General features: G+C 68.9%; 15 protein-coding genes and 2 pseudogenes. 1 reads left to right on the top strand and 16 read right to left on the bottom strand.

The annotated features are described in order from the left end of the window. Nucleotides 1–267 precede the first annotated feature (267 nt). From ABZT06_RS04205 to ABZT06_RS04175, 7 genes are all read right to left on the bottom strand, one after another. The gene (locus ABZT06_RS04205; protein WP_355734506.1) at nucleotides 268–1,428 is read right to left on the bottom strand and encodes an XdhC/CoxI family protein; all 1,161 of its coding nucleotides are present in this window, start codon (nucleotides 1,426–1,428) and stop codon (nucleotides 268–270) included. A gap of 137 nt (nucleotides 1,429–1,565) precedes the next feature. After that, nucleotides 1,566–2,579, bottom strand: coding sequence for an amidohydrolase family protein (locus ABZT06_RS04200; protein WP_355734503.1), 1,014 nt, complete (start codon nucleotides 2,577–2,579; stop codon nucleotides 1,566–1,568). Nucleotides 2,580–2,806: 227 nt separating this feature from the next. Then, on the bottom strand, nucleotides 2,807–4,981 hold the full coding sequence (locus ABZT06_RS04195; RefSeq protein WP_355734501.1) for a xanthine dehydrogenase family protein molybdopterin-binding subunit: 2,175 nt from the start codon (nucleotides 4,979–4,981) through the stop codon (nucleotides 2,807–2,809). Beyond that, entirely contained in the window at nucleotides 4,978–5,979 is a 1,002-nt protein-coding gene (locus ABZT06_RS04190) for a xanthine dehydrogenase family protein subunit M (RefSeq protein ID WP_355734498.1), read from the bottom strand. The genes ABZT06_RS04195 and ABZT06_RS04190 overlap by 4 nt, the downstream gene beginning before the upstream one ends. Before the next feature lie 3 nt (nucleotides 5,980–5,982). Further along, a complete protein-coding gene (locus ABZT06_RS04185; RefSeq protein ID WP_355734495.1) occupies nucleotides 5,983–6,501 on the bottom strand; it encodes a (2Fe-2S)-binding protein in 519 nt (172 codons plus the stop codon). 1,011 nt (nucleotides 6,502–7,512) lie between these two features. Continuing rightward, a complete protein-coding gene (locus ABZT06_RS04180) occupies nucleotides 7,513–8,853 on the bottom strand; it encodes a cation:dicarboxylase symporter family transporter (protein ID WP_355734492.1) in 1,341 nt (446 codons plus the stop codon). Nucleotides 8,854–9,033: 180 nt separating this feature from the next. Further along, nucleotides 9,034–10,200, bottom strand: a complete 1,167-nt coding sequence (locus tag ABZT06_RS04175; protein WP_355734490.1) for a mandelate racemase/muconate lactonizing enzyme family protein — start codon at nucleotides 10,198–10,200, stop codon at nucleotides 9,034–9,036. 109 nt (nucleotides 10,201–10,309) lie between these two features. Here ABZT06_RS04175 and ABZT06_RS04170 point away from each other — a divergent pair, with 109 nt between their 5' ends. Next, nucleotides 10,310–10,993, top strand: coding sequence for a GntR family transcriptional regulator (locus ABZT06_RS04170; RefSeq protein ID WP_355734488.1), 684 nt, complete (start codon nucleotides 10,310–10,312; stop codon nucleotides 10,991–10,993). 33 nt (nucleotides 10,994–11,026) lie between these two features. On the opposite strand, the pseudogene ABZT06_RS04165 reads toward ABZT06_RS04170, so the two are convergent. The 9 genes and pseudogenes from ABZT06_RS04165 to ABZT06_RS04125 all read right to left on the bottom strand — a co-directional run. Beyond that, nucleotides 11,027–11,166: pseudogene (locus ABZT06_RS04165) on the bottom strand (IS5/IS1182 family transposase); the annotation flags it as partial. 84 nt (nucleotides 11,167–11,250) lie between these two features. Beyond that, the gene (locus tag ABZT06_RS04160; protein ID WP_355735520.1) at nucleotides 11,251–11,361 is read right to left on the bottom strand and encodes a hypothetical protein; all 111 of its coding nucleotides are present in this window, start codon (nucleotides 11,359–11,361) and stop codon (nucleotides 11,251–11,253) included. Between the two features lie 708 nt (nucleotides 11,362–12,069). Then, nucleotides 12,070–12,252 (bottom strand): annotated as a pseudogene (locus ABZT06_RS04155) (TIGR02677 family protein); the annotation flags it as partial. Between the two features lie 394 nt (nucleotides 12,253–12,646). Then, nucleotides 12,647–13,807, bottom strand: a complete 1,161-nt coding sequence (locus ABZT06_RS04150) for an MFS transporter (protein ID WP_355735518.1) — start codon at nucleotides 13,805–13,807, stop codon at nucleotides 12,647–12,649. Between the two features lie 283 nt (nucleotides 13,808–14,090). After that, nucleotides 14,091–14,240 carry a hypothetical protein gene (locus tag ABZT06_RS04145; RefSeq protein WP_355734485.1) on the bottom strand — a complete coding sequence of 50 codons (150 nt, stop codon included), beginning with the start codon at nucleotides 14,238–14,240 and terminating at the stop codon, nucleotides 14,091–14,093. Between the two features lie 404 nt (nucleotides 14,241–14,644). Then, complete coding sequence (locus ABZT06_RS04140) at nucleotides 14,645–15,280, bottom strand: CoA transferase subunit B (RefSeq protein WP_355735515.1); 636 nt, start codon at nucleotides 15,278–15,280, stop codon at nucleotides 14,645–14,647. Nucleotides 15,281–15,300: 20 nt separating this feature from the next. Further along, a complete protein-coding gene (locus tag ABZT06_RS04135; protein WP_355734482.1) occupies nucleotides 15,301–16,083 on the bottom strand; it encodes a CoA transferase subunit A in 783 nt (260 codons plus the stop codon). Between the two features lie 46 nt (nucleotides 16,084–16,129). Beyond that, complete coding sequence (locus ABZT06_RS04130) at nucleotides 16,130–16,879, bottom strand: SDR family oxidoreductase (RefSeq protein WP_355734479.1); 750 nt, start codon at nucleotides 16,877–16,879, stop codon at nucleotides 16,130–16,132. Continuing rightward, on the bottom strand, nucleotides 16,876–17,847 hold the full coding sequence (locus tag ABZT06_RS04125; protein WP_355734477.1) for a fumarylacetoacetate hydrolase family protein: 972 nt from the start codon (nucleotides 17,845–17,847) through the stop codon (nucleotides 16,876–16,878). Before ABZT06_RS04125 ends, ABZT06_RS04130 begins: the two co-directional genes overlap by 4 nt. Between the last annotated feature and the right edge of the window lie 89 nt (nucleotides 17,848–17,936).

Below are 17,936 nucleotides of genomic sequence, written 5' to 3'. Positions count from 1 at the left end.
CAGGGTGGGCTCGTCGAGGTGGCACCAGCGCCGGTCCTCGGCATACGCGAAGGACCGGATCACCGGATGGACGGTCCCGCTGAAGGGAACCGTGGCGGGTTTGCCGGGTGAGCAGTCGCATCGTCCGACGTGTCCGGAGGTCTGCCAGAGCCGCGGGGCAGCCGTCCCAGCCGCGCTGGAATGCGGGCCCGGGGACGGCGAGGGCGAAGGTCGTCATGATCAGCCTTGTGTGCGAGGGGGCGGTGGCGTCTCGAAGAGGGTGCCGGGTCAGGGCGTCAGTAGCGGGCGTTGGGAAAGACATTCATCGACGGCCTGGGGACCCGGCCGGTGGATCGGGCCCGTGCCGAGAGTCAGAGACAGGCCCGTGCCCTGGTGGGCGTGGGCGATGATCTCCGCGGTGATGGAGATCGCCGTCTCCTCAGGCGTGCGCGCACCGAGGTCGAGGCCGATCGGGGAGCGCAGCCGAGCCAATTGGTCCTGTGCGACGCCCGCCTCGCGCAGCAGGTGCAGGCGGGCGTCGTGAGTTCGACGGGATCCCATCGCGCCCACGTAACCGACGGGCAGCTCGAGTGCCAGCCGCAGCAGGGGGATGTCGAACTTCGGGTCGTGGGTGAGGACGCAGACGGCGGTACGTCCGTCCACCTCGGTGCGCTCCAGATAGCGGTGCGGCCAGTCGACCACGACCTCGTCCGCGTGCGGGAAGCGTGCCGCGGTGGCGAAGACGGGGCGGGCGTCGCACACGGTGACCCGGTAGCCGAGGAAGCTGCCGGCCTGGCTGAGCGCGGTGGCGAAGTCGACCGCGCCGAAGATCAGCATGCGGGGGCGGGTCGCGGCCACGTGGACGAGGACGGAGAGCCGGTCGGGGCAGGTGTCCGCGTCCCCGCCGAGCGGGATGAGCGCGGTGCGTCCCGCCCGCAGCTGGGCTGTGGCCCGGTCCGCCACCGCCTTGCCCGTTGGGCCTGCGGCCAGCGTCCCGTCGGCGATCCATCTGTCGCCGAGAACGCTCAGGGTGGCGCCAATCAGTCTTTCGGGCCCGTCGACGATCTGTGCCACGGCGGCGGGTCGGTCCCCGGCGACCTCGGCGAGGGCCGCGCCGAGATGCGACCCGGTCGCGGGATCGACGCGCTGGACGAGGACGTCGAGTTCGCCGCCGCAGGTCAGGCCCACGGCGAAGGCGTCCTCATCGGAATAGCCGAACCAGGCGCGCCGGGGAGGGCCCTGGTTGTGGAGCACCTCACGGCACAGTTCGTAGACGGCTCCCTCGACGCAGCCGCCGGAGATGCTGCCGACGGCGTTGCCGTCCTCGTCCACCGCGACCGACGTACCGACGGGGAGGGGTGCGCTGCCGGTGACGTCGACGACGGTGGCCAGGGCGAAGGGGCGTGCCTCGCGGCACCAGCGGTGCAGTGTGTCCGCGATGTTCAGCATGGGTCGTTCTCCGGGATCTCCGTGGGGAGGGAAGGCGGGTGGCCGCCCGCGCGGACGCGGGGCGACCCTGGTAAGAGGTCCGGCGGCCGGACCCTTGCGAGTTGACGCCTACATCACGTGTGAGAGAGCGCGAACGATCAGGCTCCTGACAAGCCAAGGAGCGCGTCGGCGTTGCCATGGGCGATCCGCGCCCGATCGGCGGGAGAAACCGGCAAGCTGTTGAGGAACGCCGTGGCCTCGTCATTGGGGCTGTACGGATAATCGACCGAGAAAAGGATGCGATCCGCACCGAAAGCGGTCAGGGCGGCAAGAAACGCGGATTGGTCGAAGAAACCACTGGTCGTGATCCATACCTGATCCAAGATGGTCCGCGATACGTCCCGCTTCAGCCCGATCGCCGTTCCCGGTCCGAACATCGCATCGACGCGCTGGAGCATCATCGGCAGCAGCTCGCCCATATGGCCGATGATCAGCTGCAGATTCGGATTTCGGTCGAGTGCACCCGACACGGCCAGGCGCAGAATGTGAAGCCCCGTTTCCGCATGCCAGCCGAAACCGGCATTGGACAAGATGAACGCGGTAAAGTCCGGCAGTCCCTGGAAATAGATGTCGCGCACCGCACGTGGCGCGGGTCCGGGATGAATATAGAGGGGGGCGCCGATGGCCTCGGCACGCGACAGGATCGGAGCGAAGCGCGGGTGGTCGAGGAACAGTCCGTCGGTGGTCCCGTTGATCGAGGCGCCGCGGAAGCCCAATCGGGTCACGCACCGTTCCAGTTCGTCCGCGGCCGCCTCGGGATCCTTCATGGGGAGGTGCGCGAACGCCGCGAACCGATCCGGACGCCGTTCGGCGACCTGGGCCAGTCGGTCGTTGTAGTCGCGCGCAAGGCTCACACCCTCCTCGCCGGCCAGCATCTCGGCGCCCGGGCCCACGGCCGACAGCACCTGCATGGTAATTCCGGCTTCGTCCATCGAGCCGATGCGTTCCTGCTGCGTATCGTCCAGGGCCCGGTCGAGCGCACTCGGTGCCTCGTCTGCATCAGAGGGCGCCCACCCGGCCGGCACCCATCCGGATGCAGCGACGTCCGCAGCGGAAATCCTCTGCGTCAGATCAGTGAAAAGGACATGTTCCTCTAGAGCAACGATGCGCATGATCTTGTTCTCCGTCCAATTGGAATGTGAGTACGACACAAGGGGGGCGGCGCTCATGAGCAGCCCCCGGTCCAGCCCCGGATGTGCAGGGGTGCGGTGAGGCTGAACTTCCAGTGATCCCGGTCGGCTCGGCTTACGTCGCCAACGAGCCTTTGTCGCTTGGGTGGTGCGAGCCGGTCGCACCCCCCAGGCACTCCGGCCCGGAGTGATCCTGACGAGTTGACGGCCTACATCACGTGCTCGATCCGGATGGGCAGCCGGTTCTGTCGCTGTCCGGTGGCGTGGAAGACCGCGTTCGCGACAGCGGCTGCCACGCCGATCATCGTGACCTCGCCGAGGCCCTTCACCCCGAGGTCGTTGAGGAGCAGGTCGGGCTCGTCGATGAAGTCGAAGTCGATCTCCTGTATGTCGGCGTTGACCGCGACCGGGTACTCCTCCAGCGTGGTGTTGAGGAATCCGCCGAAGCGCGGGTCGACCTCGCTCGACTCCCGGAGGGCCTGGCTGATGCCCCAGATCATGCCCCCGCGGACCTGACTGGCCGCGGTGACCGGGCTGGCGACCCGTCCGCAGTCGGCCACGCAGAGCGCCCTGGGCACACTGATGCGCCGTGTCGTGGCCTCGATGCGGACCTCGACGAAGTGAGCGGCCCAGCTGAAGGCGGTGAAGTCCGGGAAGACCGGACCCGCGGCGGAGAACAGGCCGGCCCGTGAACGGTCGAGCATCTCGGAGGGCTGGCCCTGTCCCAGGGAGGTCACCTCCACCTCCTGCGACCCGCCTCCGGTGGCTCGGACCGCAGCTGCCACATCCACGGTCCCGGTGTCGCTGGCGCCGAGTTGCTTGCGCAGCTCGCCAAGTGCCTTGTGCACCGCGGGCAAAGCGGTCGCGGTGCCCCACGCACCGGCGGTGAGATGCTGAGGCGCGAAGCGCGTGTCACCGACCCGTACGACGACGTCCCGCACGGGGACACCGAGGTTCTCCGCGACCAGGAGAGCGATGGCCGAGCGGATGCCCTGCCCCATCTCGTGGCCGTCGACGCCGACGGTCACCCGGCCGTCGGCCGCTGCGGACATCCGGGCCACGGCCGGAGCGACCAGGACCGGGTGGGCGCCGACAGCGACGCCCAGGCCCACGAACGATCCGTCAGCGGCACGCATCGACCCCGGCCGCGGATCGCGTCTGTCCCATCCGAACCGCTTCGCACCCCGCGTCAGACACTGCGCCAGGTGGCGGGAGGAGAAGGGCAGACCGGTGACCGGGTCCGTGGCGGTGTCGTTGGCCAACCGCAGCTCGACGGGGTCCTGGCCGGTGGCGTAGGCCAGTGCGTCGATGGCCGACTCGAACGCGAAGCCGGCCGGGCCCTCCATCGGGGCCCTCATGAATCCCGGCGTCTGGATGTCGTTCTGAACCAGGCGCTGGCGTCCCCCGAAGTTGGGTACGCCGTACAGTCTCGACGTCATCTCCGTGTACATGGCGGGGTACAGGTCGTGGCGGGACGTCTGGTGCTCCGCGTCGTGGAGGGCGGCCAGGAGCCGTCCCGACGGGTCGGCGCCGAGCCGGACGCGATGACGGCTGACCGGCCGGAAGCTGCCGGTGTGGAACGTCTGCGGGCGCGGAATGACCAGCTTGACCGGACGCATCAGCCGTCGTGCGGCGAGCGCCAGTGGCCCGATGTGCGGCTGCAGTGCGTTGCGAGATCCGAAGCCGCCACCGACGTAGGGCGAGATGACTTCGACGTCGGCCGGATCGAGGTTCAGTTGCGTGGCCACTCCGTGGCGGAGTGCGCCGGCGTTCTGGGTGCTCTCGTGCACTACGAGCCTGTCGCCCCGCCATTCCACGACCGAGCTCATCAGTTCCATCGGGACCTGGTGCTGGGCCGCGTGCAGGTAGGTCTCGTCGATCTGCACCGGGCTCGCCGCGTACGCGCTCTCGGCGTCGCCCACCTTGATGTCGGGAAACCAGGGCAGGGCTTCTTCCTGGATGACGGACGTGGCGCCTTCGTCGTCGATTCCGACGGTGAACGGCTCGGTCTCGTAGCGTGCCCGGACGAGTTCCGCCGCCTCGGTGGCGGCGACCAGGGTGTCGGCGACGATCAACGCGATCGGCTGTCCGCGGTAGGCGACGACATCGCTCAGGAGCGGCTGCAGGCTCTGGAAGGCGAAGCCTCCGCCCATCAGGAACCCGGCGCCACGCAGTTCGTCCTCGTTGAACCGGGTCAGGACCAGACGGACACCGGGGACCGCCTCGGCCGCGGCGGTGTCGATGGCCACGGTGCGGCCCTTGCCGATCGTGGCCAATGCGAACGTGGCATACGCCAGGTCGTCCGGGACGCGGTCGGCGCCGTAGCGTGCGGTGCCCGTGACCTTTTCGTGGGCGTCGACGCGGCGCAGGTCTGGGGTCTTCATCGGGCGGCTCGCTTCCCGGCGGTGAGCAGTGCGTCGGTGACGGTGCGGATGCCCAGTTCGACTCGGAACGCGCCGGTGCGAGGAGGGCGGGCGTCGGCGAAGGCGACTTCCCCCGCGTGGCGGGCGGTTTCCATGGTGAGTTGTCCGCCGATCAGTGAGCGTTCCGCTGCCGTCGCTCGCCAGGGGCGCGTGGCGACCCCTCCCAAACCGATCCGGCAGTCCGTGACCATTCCCTGTGCGTCCAGCGTCACGGCGGTGGCGGCCGAGGCGAGGGCGAAGGCGTAGGACTCCCGGTCACGGATCTTGTGGTAGGTGGAGCCGCGTCCGGCGGGTGTCGCGGGAACGCGGATCCGCAGGATCAACTCATCGGGAGCCAGGGTGTGTTCGAGCAGGGGGTCGTCTCCCGGTTCGACGTGCAGTTCGCCGAGCGGCAGCGTCCGCTCGCCTTGCGGGCCGACCACGTCGAGTTCGGCGTCGAACGCGATCAGGGCTACGGCCCAGTCACCCGGGTAGGTGGCGATGCAGGTGTCGCTGGTGCCCAGCAGCGCATGGGTGCGGTCGAGTCCCTCGAGAGCCGCACAGCCGCTGCCGGGATTCCTCTTGTTGCAGGGGAACTCCGCTCCGCCGCGGAAGTAGCCGCATCGCGTGCGCTGCAGCAGGTTCCCGCCGACCGTCGCCATGTTGCGCAGTTGCTGGGACGCCGCCCGCCACAAGGACTCCGACAGCGCCGGATAGTCGCGGCGTACGACCGGATGGTCGGCGACCTCGGCCATCTTCACTCCCGCACCGAACGACAGTTCGTCCTCACCCGTTCTGATCTCGGTCAGCTCGGTGAGACGGTGAATGTCGATGACGGCCGGCGGAGCCTCGATGCCGAGCTTCATCAGGTCGTACAGGGTCGTGCCACCGGCCAGGACCTTGGTGCCCGGCACGGCAGCGGCCAGGGCATCGACGGCCCCGGCGACGCTGTCGGGCACAACGTAGGCGAATGAGCGCACCGTCTACACCTCGCTCTGCTGGGCCTGGTCGGCCACCCGACGGATGGCGGCGGTGATGCCGACATACGCGCCGCATCGGCACAGGTTGCCGCTCATGTACTCACGGATGTCGCCGTCGGTCTCGGTGTGGCCTTCGGCCAGGCAGGCCAGGCCGGACATCACCTGCCCAGGCGTGCAGTAGCCGCACTGCAGGGCGTCGCAGTCGACGAACGCCTGCTGCAACGGGTGCAGTGTGCCGTCGGGGGCCGCGACGCCCTCGATGGTCGTCACGTCCTGGCCCGCGACCTGGACCGCCGGGGTCAGACAGGACAGGACGCGACGGCCGTCGATGTGCACCGTGCAGGCGCCGCACTGCCCCTGATCGCACCCCTTCTTGGTTCCGGTCAGGACGAGACGCTCGCGCAGCACGTCGAGCAAAGACTCGCGAGGATCCAAAGCGAGGCGCACCTCGTCGCCGTTGACGGCGAAGGCCGTCTCGACAAGGTCAGTCGGCGGTCTGGTGGTCGTCGATGTCTTCATCATGGCTTCGCAATCCTTTGCGACAGGGCCCCGACGAGGGGGAACGGGAGGGACTGGCAACCGCTTTCGCGGCCGATCGCCAGCGACGGCAATTCCCAAAACCGTGCGCTGCGCGGGGCCGGCTTATAAGAAGCCACTGCGGTGTGGCCGGCGGGTACGTCGTCCGTATCCAGGACGCTCGTGGCAGTTCTCGAAGCAGCGACTTCGATTTTGTCGAACTGAGGTGAGCGGGTGGCCGGCACACTCTTCTCGCTGACGGCGGCCAATATGTGACGGACCGGACAGGACCGGGCGCGAGCTGCTGCTCCCATCCCCCGGTACTCAGCTGAAGCTCGGGCAGGACCACCCTCACGCCGACGTTGTCGAACAGAGGATGCAGCGGGCCGAAAGACTGGCCAGGTCGAGGCGGCTCACACGGCCGGAGGTGTTGCCCGTCGGGCAGTGATCGTGTCAGCGACCGGCTCACCGGCATTCGGATCGCGCACGGCGAGCGTGATTGACGCGGCCACGGTCGCCCGCACTCGGGCGATCTCACTTCCGATGCGCGAGGAACCCTTCGTCATCATTGCTCGCCGGCCGGAAAGGGCGATGTCGGCGATCAACTCAGCGGCTGCGGCTTCGAAGCCCCGCCTGGCGCCGGTCGGAGCCCGATGTCCGAGGTTCCGCCGGTGATCAGGATCGTATTGCCGGTCATCTTCATGGGGGTCTCGCTCCTTCGTTGCGGCGGGCCGGTGAGCGCCTGCGGACCCGACCGTAGGGGCGCCCGCGCAGGGGCGGGAGAGGAAGGTTTATCCATGGATCGGCGGTCTCTGCCTGGTGGAGTGATCCCACCAGCGGGTCCGGTGTCGCTTCGGCGTCGCGGCATCCGAGGCCGGCCCTGGACGCGCCCGCACTGGCTTCCCCCTCTGACACAGGGAACAGAACGGTCCAACCGCCCCCGCGGTAAACCCCTCAGACAACCCGCACAGGGGCACATCCGCCAACAGCGCTGGTGACTGCACTCGAGAGGCACGGCTATGTGTCGGCGCCGACCTTGGCGGTCTCCACCCCGGCCTGCGGCGGCGAGGTGGTGCGGGAGTTCAGGACCTTGTGGGCCTGTTCGGTGTCGAAGTCGTTCTCCCACTTGCCGATGACGATCGTGGCGACGGCGTTGCCGAGGACGTTGATGAAGACGCGGCCCTCGTTGAGGATGCGGTCGATGCCGACGATCAGGGAGAGGGCGGCGAGCGGGATGTGGCCGACCGCGGTGACGGTGCTGGCGAGGACGATGAACGCGCCGCCCGCAATCCCGGCGGTGCCCTTGCTGGTGAGCATCATGACGCCGACCATGATCAACTGCTGCTGCCAGGACAGGTCGATGCCCATGGCCTGGGCCAGGAAGAGGGAGGCCATCGTGAGGTAGACCGCGGAGCCGTCCAGGTTGAAGGAGAACCCGGAGGGGATGACGATGCCGACCACGGGCCGGCCGATGCCGAGGATCTCCAGTTTGCGTACCAGCTGGGGCAGGACGGCCTCGCTGGCACAGGTGCTGAGGGCGACGAGCAGTTCGGCCTTGAGGAAGCGGATGAGGCCGAACAGGCTCAGGCGGCAGGCCCGCATGATGGCGCCGAGGACGACCAGGACGTAGACGATGCAGGTCGCGGTGAACAGGATGATGAGGTAGCCGAGCTGCTTGAGGCTCTCGGCGCCGTAGGTGGCGACCACGGTGGCCAGGGCGCCGAAGGTGCCCAAGGGCGCGAGCCGCATCACCCAGCCCACGATGCGGAAGACGACGTCCGACAGCGCCTTGATGCCGCGGGTCAGCGGTGCCCCGTCTTCGCCGGCCATGTTCAGGGCCACACCGAAGACGATCGAGACCATCAGCGCGGACAGGATCGTGTCCCCGGTGATCGCGCCCAGCAGGGAGGCGGGGATGAGGGAGGAGACGAAGCCGGTGAAGGTGGCGTGCTCAGTGGCGGTCTTCGGCACGTCGTCGGCGTTCAGTGACGAGGGGTCGACGTGCAGGCCGGAGCCGGGCTGGAAGATGTTGGCGACGACCAGCCCGATCAGCATGGACACCAGGGACAGCACCAGGAAGTAGCCGATCGCCTTCACACCGATCCGGCCGGCCTTGCGCAGGTTGTCCATGGAGGCGATGCCGGTGGTGACCACGCAGAAGACGACCGGGATCACGATCATCTTGACCAGCGCGATGAACCAGTCGTTGAGCGGCTTCAGGTCCTCACCCAGCCCGGGCGCGAGGATGCCGACGGCGATGCCGAGGACGGCGGCCAGTACGACCTGGAACCACAGCTCACGTATGAGACGGCTCAGCCGTGACCGCTGCGGGCGGCCGGCGGTGGTGGTGCTTGTCATCGTTGGTGCTCCCTTGCACGACGATCGTGTGTAGCCCTGTCCCGTGGGGGGGGGTGATGCGCAGGAACGCGATGCGGCTCGCGCCCTCGATCTCGTGTGTGGCGCCCCGGTCGGCCCTGTCCGGTGGCGTCGGCCGACGGCGCCCGCTCGGTGGCGGGCGCGTCCGTGGTGGGGTGGCGGTCAGCTGTGCAGGGCGCGCAGCACCTTGTGGAAGGCGGCCTTGCTCTCGAAGCCGATGCCGGGGGTGTCGGTCAGGCCGACGCGGCTCTTGTCGACGACGGCGTCGTCGGCGAAGCCGCCGGTGGGCTGGAACTCGCCCGGGTAGGACTCGTTGCCGCCGAGCTTGAGGGCGGCTGCGATGTGCAGGGAGAACTGGTGCCCGCCGTGCGGGATGCAGCGCCTCGATGACCAGCCGTGCTGGTGGAGCATGTCCTGGATGCGCAGGTACTCCACCAGACCGTAGGAGAGCGCGGGGTCGACCTGGATGGTGTCGCGGTCGGGGCGCAGGCCGCCGTAGCGGATCAGGTTGCGGGCGTCCTGGAGGGAGAAGAGGTTCTCGCCGGTGGCGATGGAGCCGGTGTAGTGCTCGGCGACGGTGGCGTTGAGGTGGTAGTCGAGCGGGTCGCCGATCTCCTCGTACCAGAACAGCCCGTAGGGCTCGATGGCCCGCCCGTACTCCAGGGCCGTGTTGAGGTCGAAGCGGCCGTTGACGTCGACGGCCAGCCGGGAGCCGTCGCCGTCCAGGACGTCGATGACGGCCTCGATACGGCGCAGGTCCTCCGCCAGGTCGGCGCCGCCGATCTTCATCTTGACGACGTCGTAGCCCAGGTCGAGGAAGCCGCGCATCTCGTCCTGAAGGTCGGTGAGGGTCTTGCCGGGGGCGTAGTAGCCGCCGGCGGCGTAGACGAAGACGGAGTCGTCGGGCTGCCCGTCGCCGTAGCGCTCGGACAGGTACCGGTACAGCGGCTTGCCCTCGATCTTGGAGGCCAGGTCGAACAGGGCCATGTCCACCACACCGACCGCGACCGAGCGCTCGCCGTGCCCGCCGGGCTTCTCGTTGTTCATCATCACGTCCCACGCCTTGGCGTGGTCCAGGCCGCCCCGCTCGTCGAGCAGGCTGTCGGGCTCGGCCTCGAGGAGGCGGGGCAGGACCCGGCGGCGCAGGATCTCTCCGGCGCTGTAGCGGCCGTTGGAGTTGAAGCCGTAGCCCACCACGGGCTTGCCGTCGACGATGACGTCGCTCTCGATCGCCACGATCGAACAGTCCATGGAGCTGAAATCGATCCAGGCGTTGCGGATGGAGGAGCTGATCGGAACGACACCCTCGTAGACGTTGGTGATCTTCACTGCGGAGCCTTTCTAATATCTTATAAGATGCAACGCCTGTTAGACTGGGCCGGTCCGCCGCGCGATGTCAAGGGGTGGGGAACCTCCGGAAGGGAACGGTCAGGGGGCTATGGCAGGGCAGAACCTGTTTTTCAGCAAGAGTGACCTCGCCTACGCAGAACTCCGCGATCGGATCCTCTCCGGCACTCTCCCTGCCGGGTCACGGCTGGCCCAGTACGACCTCGCCGAGTCCCTCAACATGAGCATCACGCCCCTGCGCGAGGCCATCCGCCGCCTCAGCAGCGAGGGACTCGTCACCGTCGAGACCCACCGCGATGTCCGGGTCTCCGTCATGAACTCGAACGAGGCGCGTCAGCTTTTCGAGGTCCGCCTGTCCCTGGACCCGACCGCCGCCGAACTCGCCGCCCAGCGACGCACCGACGACGACATCGCCACCATGCAGGCCGCCGTCGACAAGCTCCTCCCCGTCACCCGCCAATGGGGGGAAGAGGCACTCACGGCCCACCGCGCCTTCCACCAGGCGCTGTACCGGGCCTCGCATAACGATGTCCTCATCCGTCTCCTGGACGACCTGTGGGACAAGTCCGACCGCTACCGGCGCCTCGGCCTCGAACTCCCGCCCGGTGACGAACCCCGCACCAGGGACCTACAGGAACACCACCAGCTTGTCTCCCTCATCGTGGACGGCCGTGCCGCCGAAGCCGCCCAGCTGATGCGAGGCCACGTCACCCACAGCCTCACCGCCACCGCCATCAGCGCCCTCGAAGACCGCGAGGGCATTCGCGTGACGTGACGCGCGGCGACCGGCGCCGTCGTGATCATGGCTGTCGCTGACGAGATGGACCTTCGTACTCAGGCCGCCGCGGGAACGTCCGAGCGCGCGGTCATCGGGCTCAGCCCGAAATGGCGCCCCTTTTTCCTGGCTCCGGCGGCGTGCTGGTGAGCCCGGCAGACGGTGGAGTTCACCGACACAGTCCAACCGATGTCGTCAGCACCATCGGCCGCTGCCAGGAGCGCAGCGTTCATTCCAGACCGCTCACAAATGGCTGCTCAGGTGGGCTGTGGACGGCAAGGCGAGCCGGTGCGGTACTTCCACGCGATGGCCTCCAGGGTTCGACGATGGTCGGCCCATCGCCGACCACGGACCGGATCGGCCGGCATCAACGGCTCGATCCGGTCCAACATCGCATCAGTGATCACCCACCGGACAGACACATCCGATCAACCGACGAGCAGATCAAGGAGACACGCTGGTCACCGGCCTCGGAGACGTCTTCTGACCGCTTGGTCCTACTGGCCCTGCGCCTCAACCGCGCGTCGGAAACCGCCGAGACCGACACCGCGAACGCCGGACAGGACCTTCGCGGGCTTGACAGCCAATCGAACGAGCGCCGTGACGCCCCATCAGAAGCAGCGTCGAACGAGCGTCAAGACATGTCCCCCACCGCCCCTCACGAAGACGGGGCAGAACGCTCATCGCCCGCACCCCGCTGTTCGAAGCAGCAGGTGAGGCATGTGACACGGGCCTGCGACGCACTCCACGCGATGGACTGAGGGAAACAGGTCGGGCACGCCTCGACGCAGCTGAGCAGTCCAAGAAAACCGCAGGTCAGAGCGCCTTTGAAGCCGGTTCGAGAATCGCCACGCACTCCACGTGCGACGTCATCGGAAAGGCGTCGACTTGAACGCGCTACAGGAACCACCAGGTCAGCGCCGGTTTCTGGGCCAACCGACCGGCGTGCGGACGTCCGGAGCGTCAAACGAGCGTCATGACGGACAGGCCGTCCGTCCACTTCACCAACGCAGCCAGGCCACCGAGCAGGGCTACGAGGTGCGCCAGGTTGGACCGGACTGCCCCGACGGCCGGTCCAGGGCCTCCAGATGCCCCTCCAGCTCCCGCAGTGTGCTGAAGATCCAGCGATCGGCCGAGGCGGGTTCGCCGGACGGCAGGCACAGCTCGTCCAGCCGGTCGGCGTTCGCCTCCAGCACAGCCGTCTGCAGCGCCCCCGTGGAGGCGAGAACCTCAAGCGCGCACCGCACCAACGACTCGCTGAGACTCCCAGCAGTCCGCCGGGCGTGGAACCCTCGTTCCGCCTGGCCGCCCACAGCAGGGCGCCCAGGTGCGACGAGGTTCCAGGACGAGGGTCATGAACTTCAGTCCATCGCTCGGCCTCGGAACAGAACAGGCTGCCTGGCGCCCCCCGCACAAGCCCCGGCGCCCCCGCAGAGGGACCTCGCGGGAGCGGACGCCGAGGACCTCTCGCTGTACCGGGAAGAGTTTCGGCGGCGCCTGCCGGAGTCGCTGCACGAGTGGCGGGGCCCTGCTCACGGGGTCGTCGAGCCTCCGTGCGATGGAGGCCACGGACAGAGATGCGGTGTCGGCGCGCGCACCGACCCGGACCGTGGCCGGGGCGACCGACTGCCGGCCCTCAACTCGGCTGTCGAGTCACGCCCGAACGGCCTTCTGTGAAGTCGGCGTCCGTCGCAGGAGAGGCAGCAGTCCGATCGCCACGACCGCCGAGGCGAAGCCGAGGCTGCTCACGGCGGTGGTGCGGAGACCGGTGGCGGACTCCATCGCCATCAGGGTGAACGGGCAGAGGAACTGGCCGAGGAAGAACGACGCGATCCACAAGCCGGTGACGCGGCCACGGTTGGCGTACTCCAGCTTGGACTTCGCCCAGGTGAGCAGTGAGGGCAACAAGAAACCGGTGCCGATGCAGTTGAGGAACGTGCCGAAGATCAGGACCGCCACGTTGTGGGCCAAGCCGATCACGACAAACCCCGCCCCGCACACGACGAAGATCGCGGGCAGCCTGCGCTCCGGCCTGCCGATCATGGAGGCGAAGATGACACTCCCGCAGACGGTACCCGCGCTTGCGATCGCCGTGACCATGCCGATGAGGCCGCTTGACTCTATGCCCAGGCCGTTCATCAGATACGCCGTTTCCACCGGGACGGTATAGAACACGATGCCGCCGAAAACCGAGAGCACGCAGACGCCCGCCAGCCGGAGGGACGAGGCCGACCGCCGCGCGACGTCGAGCGCCTCCTCCACGGCACCATGCGATCTGGCGGCCTTCGACCCGGACTTGGGCAGGAACGCAGCCATCGCGGGGGCGAGGAGCAGCCCGACGGCGTAGAGCCGGAACGGGCCATGCCAGTCCGAGGCACCCATGGTGCCGCCGAGGATGATGAATGCGGTGGCCGAGACAGTGGCACACACGGTCTGCAGGGCCAGGTACTGGTCGCGCGCTCGGCCTTGGTAGAAATCGCCGATCATCGTCGTGCAAGCGGTCATGATGAATGCCTCCGTGACACCGAGCAGGGCTCGGCTGGCCACAACGGCATGAAGCGAGTCCAGCCACAGGGGGGCGGTGCCGAACAGCGCGTACAGAAGCGTCGCGACCACCAACAGGCGTTTGCGCCCGAAGCGGTCGATCATGACACCCGCGAGGGGAGCGAACAGGGCGAGCGTGAGGGCGGGGAGCGTGAGGATCATCGGGACCAGCGCGTCCGCGTGGGGTACCGAACCGAACCTCGCCTGCAGCTTCGACAGCATCGGCGCGAGCAGCACCGCGCCGAGGACCGGCAGACAGCTGCCGACCATCAGGAGCGTCAAGCGCACACGGCTCCCGGCTTCAGGCACGGGCTCGGTGCTCTGCACGATGAGAACGTCGGCGGGTACGGGCGGCGGAGCGAATCCAGGCATGCGAGGTCTCCACGAAGGCGGTCACCAAGGCGCGCAGTGGGGTACCGCCGTGGCCGTGCCAAGAAAAGGGATATCAGGGCTTGCATGACTATGGGTCAAAATGAACCTCACGCCTACCCCTTGACCCATTTGGCTCACCCATATCGGACATCCACCTCGTGAATTTCTCGACGCCCGCACCTCAGACCCCACCTCCCCCGGCAGCCCGGCGATACTCCAGGGCGAGCCTGCTTGGCAGGTGCAGGGTGTTCTTGAGGTACTCCAGCGAGTACGTCGTCCCCATGCGGCAGCGGGCGCTGTTCGAGGCCCGCAGGAAGGTCAGCCGGACCACGTGGCTCCGGTGCGGACGGTCGCCGGGGTCGGTCGGTCGTCGCCTTGCGGCGCAGCACGTAGCCGACGACGGCGAGGCAGGGTCACCGTGATGAGGACCTGCCCAGCCGACGAGCCCATGTGCGCCACGGCCCCGTACAGCGCGCGACGGGAGCCGGTCCCCCACGCCGGCCAAGACGAGTCGAGGACATCGCACCGTACGAGCCGAAGTCGAACCACTCCCACGCGGTGCCGAGGTCGGGGCACCCGTCCCGGCGGCCATGGGAGCCTCCCGCGAAGCGGCACGCGCCGGGCGCGCCGACGGCACCTCCGGCGACAAAGGCCGCGGCTCACGAGGTGCACCGTGCCCACCGACGCCCGGACGGGCGGTAACCATGGTCCCTAGCCGCCCGACGCGTCCATGGTTCACGACTTCCGGATCAGAGGTGCATCGGTGCGGGCGGCGATGTCCTCGGCGGTGACATCCGGCGCGCATTCCACGAGAGCGAGGCCCTCGGGTGTGACGTCGAGGACGCCGAGGTCGGTGATGATGCGGTGGACGCACTGTTCGCCGGTGAGCGGCAGGGTGCATTCGGTGAGGATCTTCGGGCTGCCGTCCTTGGCGGTGTGTTCCATCAGGACAATGACGCGGCGGGCGCCGTGGACGAGGTCCATCGCGCCGCCCATGCCCTTGACCATCTTGCCCGGGATCATCCAGTTGGCCAGGTCGCCTGAGGCGGAGACCTGCATCGCGCCGAGCACGGCAGTGTCGATGTGGCCGCCCCGGATCATGCCGAAGGACAGGGCCGAGTCGAAGAAGGAGGCCCCGGGCAGCACCGTGACGGTCTCCTTGCCCGCGTTGATCAGGTCGGGGTCGACCTCGGCCTCGGTCGGGTACGGGCCTGTGCCCAGGATGCCGTTCTCGGAGTGCAGGATCACATGGACGTCCGGGGGCAGGTGGCCGGGTATGAGGGTGGGCAGGCCGATGCCGAGGTTGACGTAGGAGCCGTCGGTGAGTTCGGCGGCGGCGCGGGCGGCCATCTGGTCCCGGGTCCAGCCCAGCCGCGTTCCGAGGGTGGTGCTCATGCGCGTACGGCTCCTCGTGTCGAAGACGCGGAAAGGGAAAGGTGCTCGATCTGCTTGTCGGCGGCCTCGGTCGGGGTGAGGACCACGATCCGCTGGACGAAGATGCCCGGCAGGTGGATTTCGTCCGGGCTCAGCGCGCCCGGCTCGACGAGCTCCTCCACCTCGGCGACGGTGATGCTGCCCGCCATCGCGGCCAGCGGGTTGAAGTTGGCGGCGGCCTTACGGAAGACCAGGTTCCCGTGGCGGTCGCCGCGCCAGGCCCGTACGAGGGCGAAGTCGGTGGTGATGCCGTGCTCCAGGACGTACGCACGGCCCGCGAAGTCGCGGGTCTCCTTGGGCGGGGAGGCCACCGCGACCGTGCCGTCGGGCCGGTAACGCCAGGGCAGCCCTCCCCTGGCCACCTGGGTGCCCACCCCTGCCGGGGTGTAGAAGGCGGGGATGCCCGCTCCCCCGGCGCGCAGCCGTTCGGCCAGCGTGCCCTGCGGCACCAGCTCCACCTCCAGCTCGCCCGACAGGTACTGACGGGCGAACTCCTTGTTCTCGCCCACGTAACTGCCCGTGACACGGGCGATCCGGCCGTCGGCCAGCAGGACTCCCAGTCCGCGTCCGTCCACACCGCAGTTGTTCGACACGACCTCCAGGCCGGTGGTGCCCTGGGCGTGGAGTGCCTGGATGAGCACGCCGGGGATGCCGCTGAGGCCGAAGCCGCCGACGGCCAGCGACGCACCGTCGGGGATGTCGACGACCGCCTCGGCGGCGCTCGCGCGGACCTTGTCCATGAGAGAGAGGGCCTTTCTGTCGTGGCTGTCCTGCGTGGTCGCCGGTTCAGGCGTCCGCGCGCAGGGCGTCGGAGATCGACTTGACGCCGCCATGCGCGGTGAGTCCGCCGTCGACCGGTATCTCGGCCCCCGTGATGAAGGACGCCTCGTCGGAGAGAAGGAAGACGACGAGCGGGGTGATCTCGTCGACGGTTCCGGTCCGGCCGAGCGGTGTCTCGCGGACGTTCGCCTCTCGGAAGCCGGGCGCCGCGGAGGCGGTCATGTCCGTTTCTATGAAGCCGGGGTGGACGATGTTCACGCGGATGCCGACGGGCCCCAGTTCCATGGCGGCGGTCCGCGACAGGCCGCGCAGCGCCCACTTGCTGGCCGTGTAGGCGACCGGGTAGTGGCCGGTGAGCGCCGCGGACGAGCCGACGTTCACGATCGAGGAGCCGGGTGGCATCAGCGGGGCAAGGTGCTGGATGCCCAGCAGCGGGCCGGTGACGTTGACCGCGTGGACGTGGGCCATGTCCTCGGGGCGTACGGCGTCGAGGCGGGCTCGCCAGGTGATGCCGGCGTTGTTGACCAGGCCGTGCACCTGCCCGTACGCCTCACGCAGGTCGGCGGCGAGTTCCGCCCAGTCCTTCTCGTTCGTGACGTCGAGACGGCGGCAGCCGGGTGACTCCGAGACGTCGGTGGCGATCACCCGGGCGCCCTCGCGGGTCAGCGCCTCGGCCTCGGCGGCGCCCTGGCCGCGGGCGGCGCCGGTGACCACGACGACCTTGCCGAGCAGCCGCTTGGGGTGGAGGTCGGTCACGGCCGCTCCCGGGAGCGGCGTCGGGCGACGGGAACGGTCATGGGGTCCGGGCCGGCCACCACGGTGTTGGAGACGGAGCCGATGCCCTCGACGGTGAGGGTGACCGTGTCGCCGGGCTTCAGGGGAGGCGGGGACTGTTCACCCCGTACACCCCACAGCTCGGCGAGGCAGCCGCCGTTTCCGCAGGTCCCGGAACCGAGGACGTCGCCGGGGCGGACGACGGTGCCGCGTGAGGCGTAGGCGGCCATCTCCTCGAAGGTCCAGCTCATGTTGGACAGCAGATCCTTGCCCACGACCTCGCCGTTGATCTCGGCGGTGAGCGCCAGGCGCAGGAAGCCGTCCGCGTCGCGGTACTTGGCCAGCTCGTCGGCGGTGACCAGGTAAGGTCCCAGCGTGGTGGCGGTGTCCTTGCCCTTGCAGGGGCCGAGGCCGACCTTCATCTCGGCGGACTGCAGGTCCCGTGCCGACCAGTCGTTGAAGACGGTGTAGCCGGCGATGTGGTCGCGGGCCTGCTCGGGCGTGAGGTCGCGGCCCTCCTTGCCGATCACGGCGGCCACTTCGAGTTCGAAGTCGAGCACGGTCGAGCCGGGCGGCATGGGGATGTCGTCGTGCGGCCCGTACATGGCGTAGGGGTTGCCGAAGTAGAACGTCGGCGCCGCGTACCACCGCTCCGGTACCCCGGCAGCCCCGTCCACGGACCGCCGTACGCCCTCGACGTGTTCCTCGAAGGTGACGAAGTCCCGCACGGTGGGCGGCTGGAGCGGCGCCAGCAGTCGTACGTCGGAGACGTGGGGGCCGGCCGGGACGTCGACGGTCGCGGAGCCCGCGTCGAGCAGTTCGGGCAGGCCGCCGCCCTCGGCGAGCAGGCCGGTCAGTGAGCTGACGCCGGGCAGGGGGTGGAGCGTGCCGTCCTCTGAGACGACGGCCACGTGGCGTCGGTTGCGGTACTCGTACGCGGCGAAGCGCATGGCGGTTTCCTGTCGGCTGTCGGCGTGAGAGGTGGGTGCGGAGGCCGGGGGCGCGGCGTGGGAGTCAGGGCTTGACAGGGCCACCGCGC

Source organism: Streptomyces sp. NPDC005483, from assembly GCF_040606035.1.
Classification (GTDB): Bacteria; Actinomycetota; Actinomycetes; order Streptomycetales; family Streptomycetaceae; genus Streptomyces.
The sequence above is the reverse complement of the archived record's forward strand: the minus strand, read 5'-3'. Positions and strand labels throughout refer to the sequence as shown.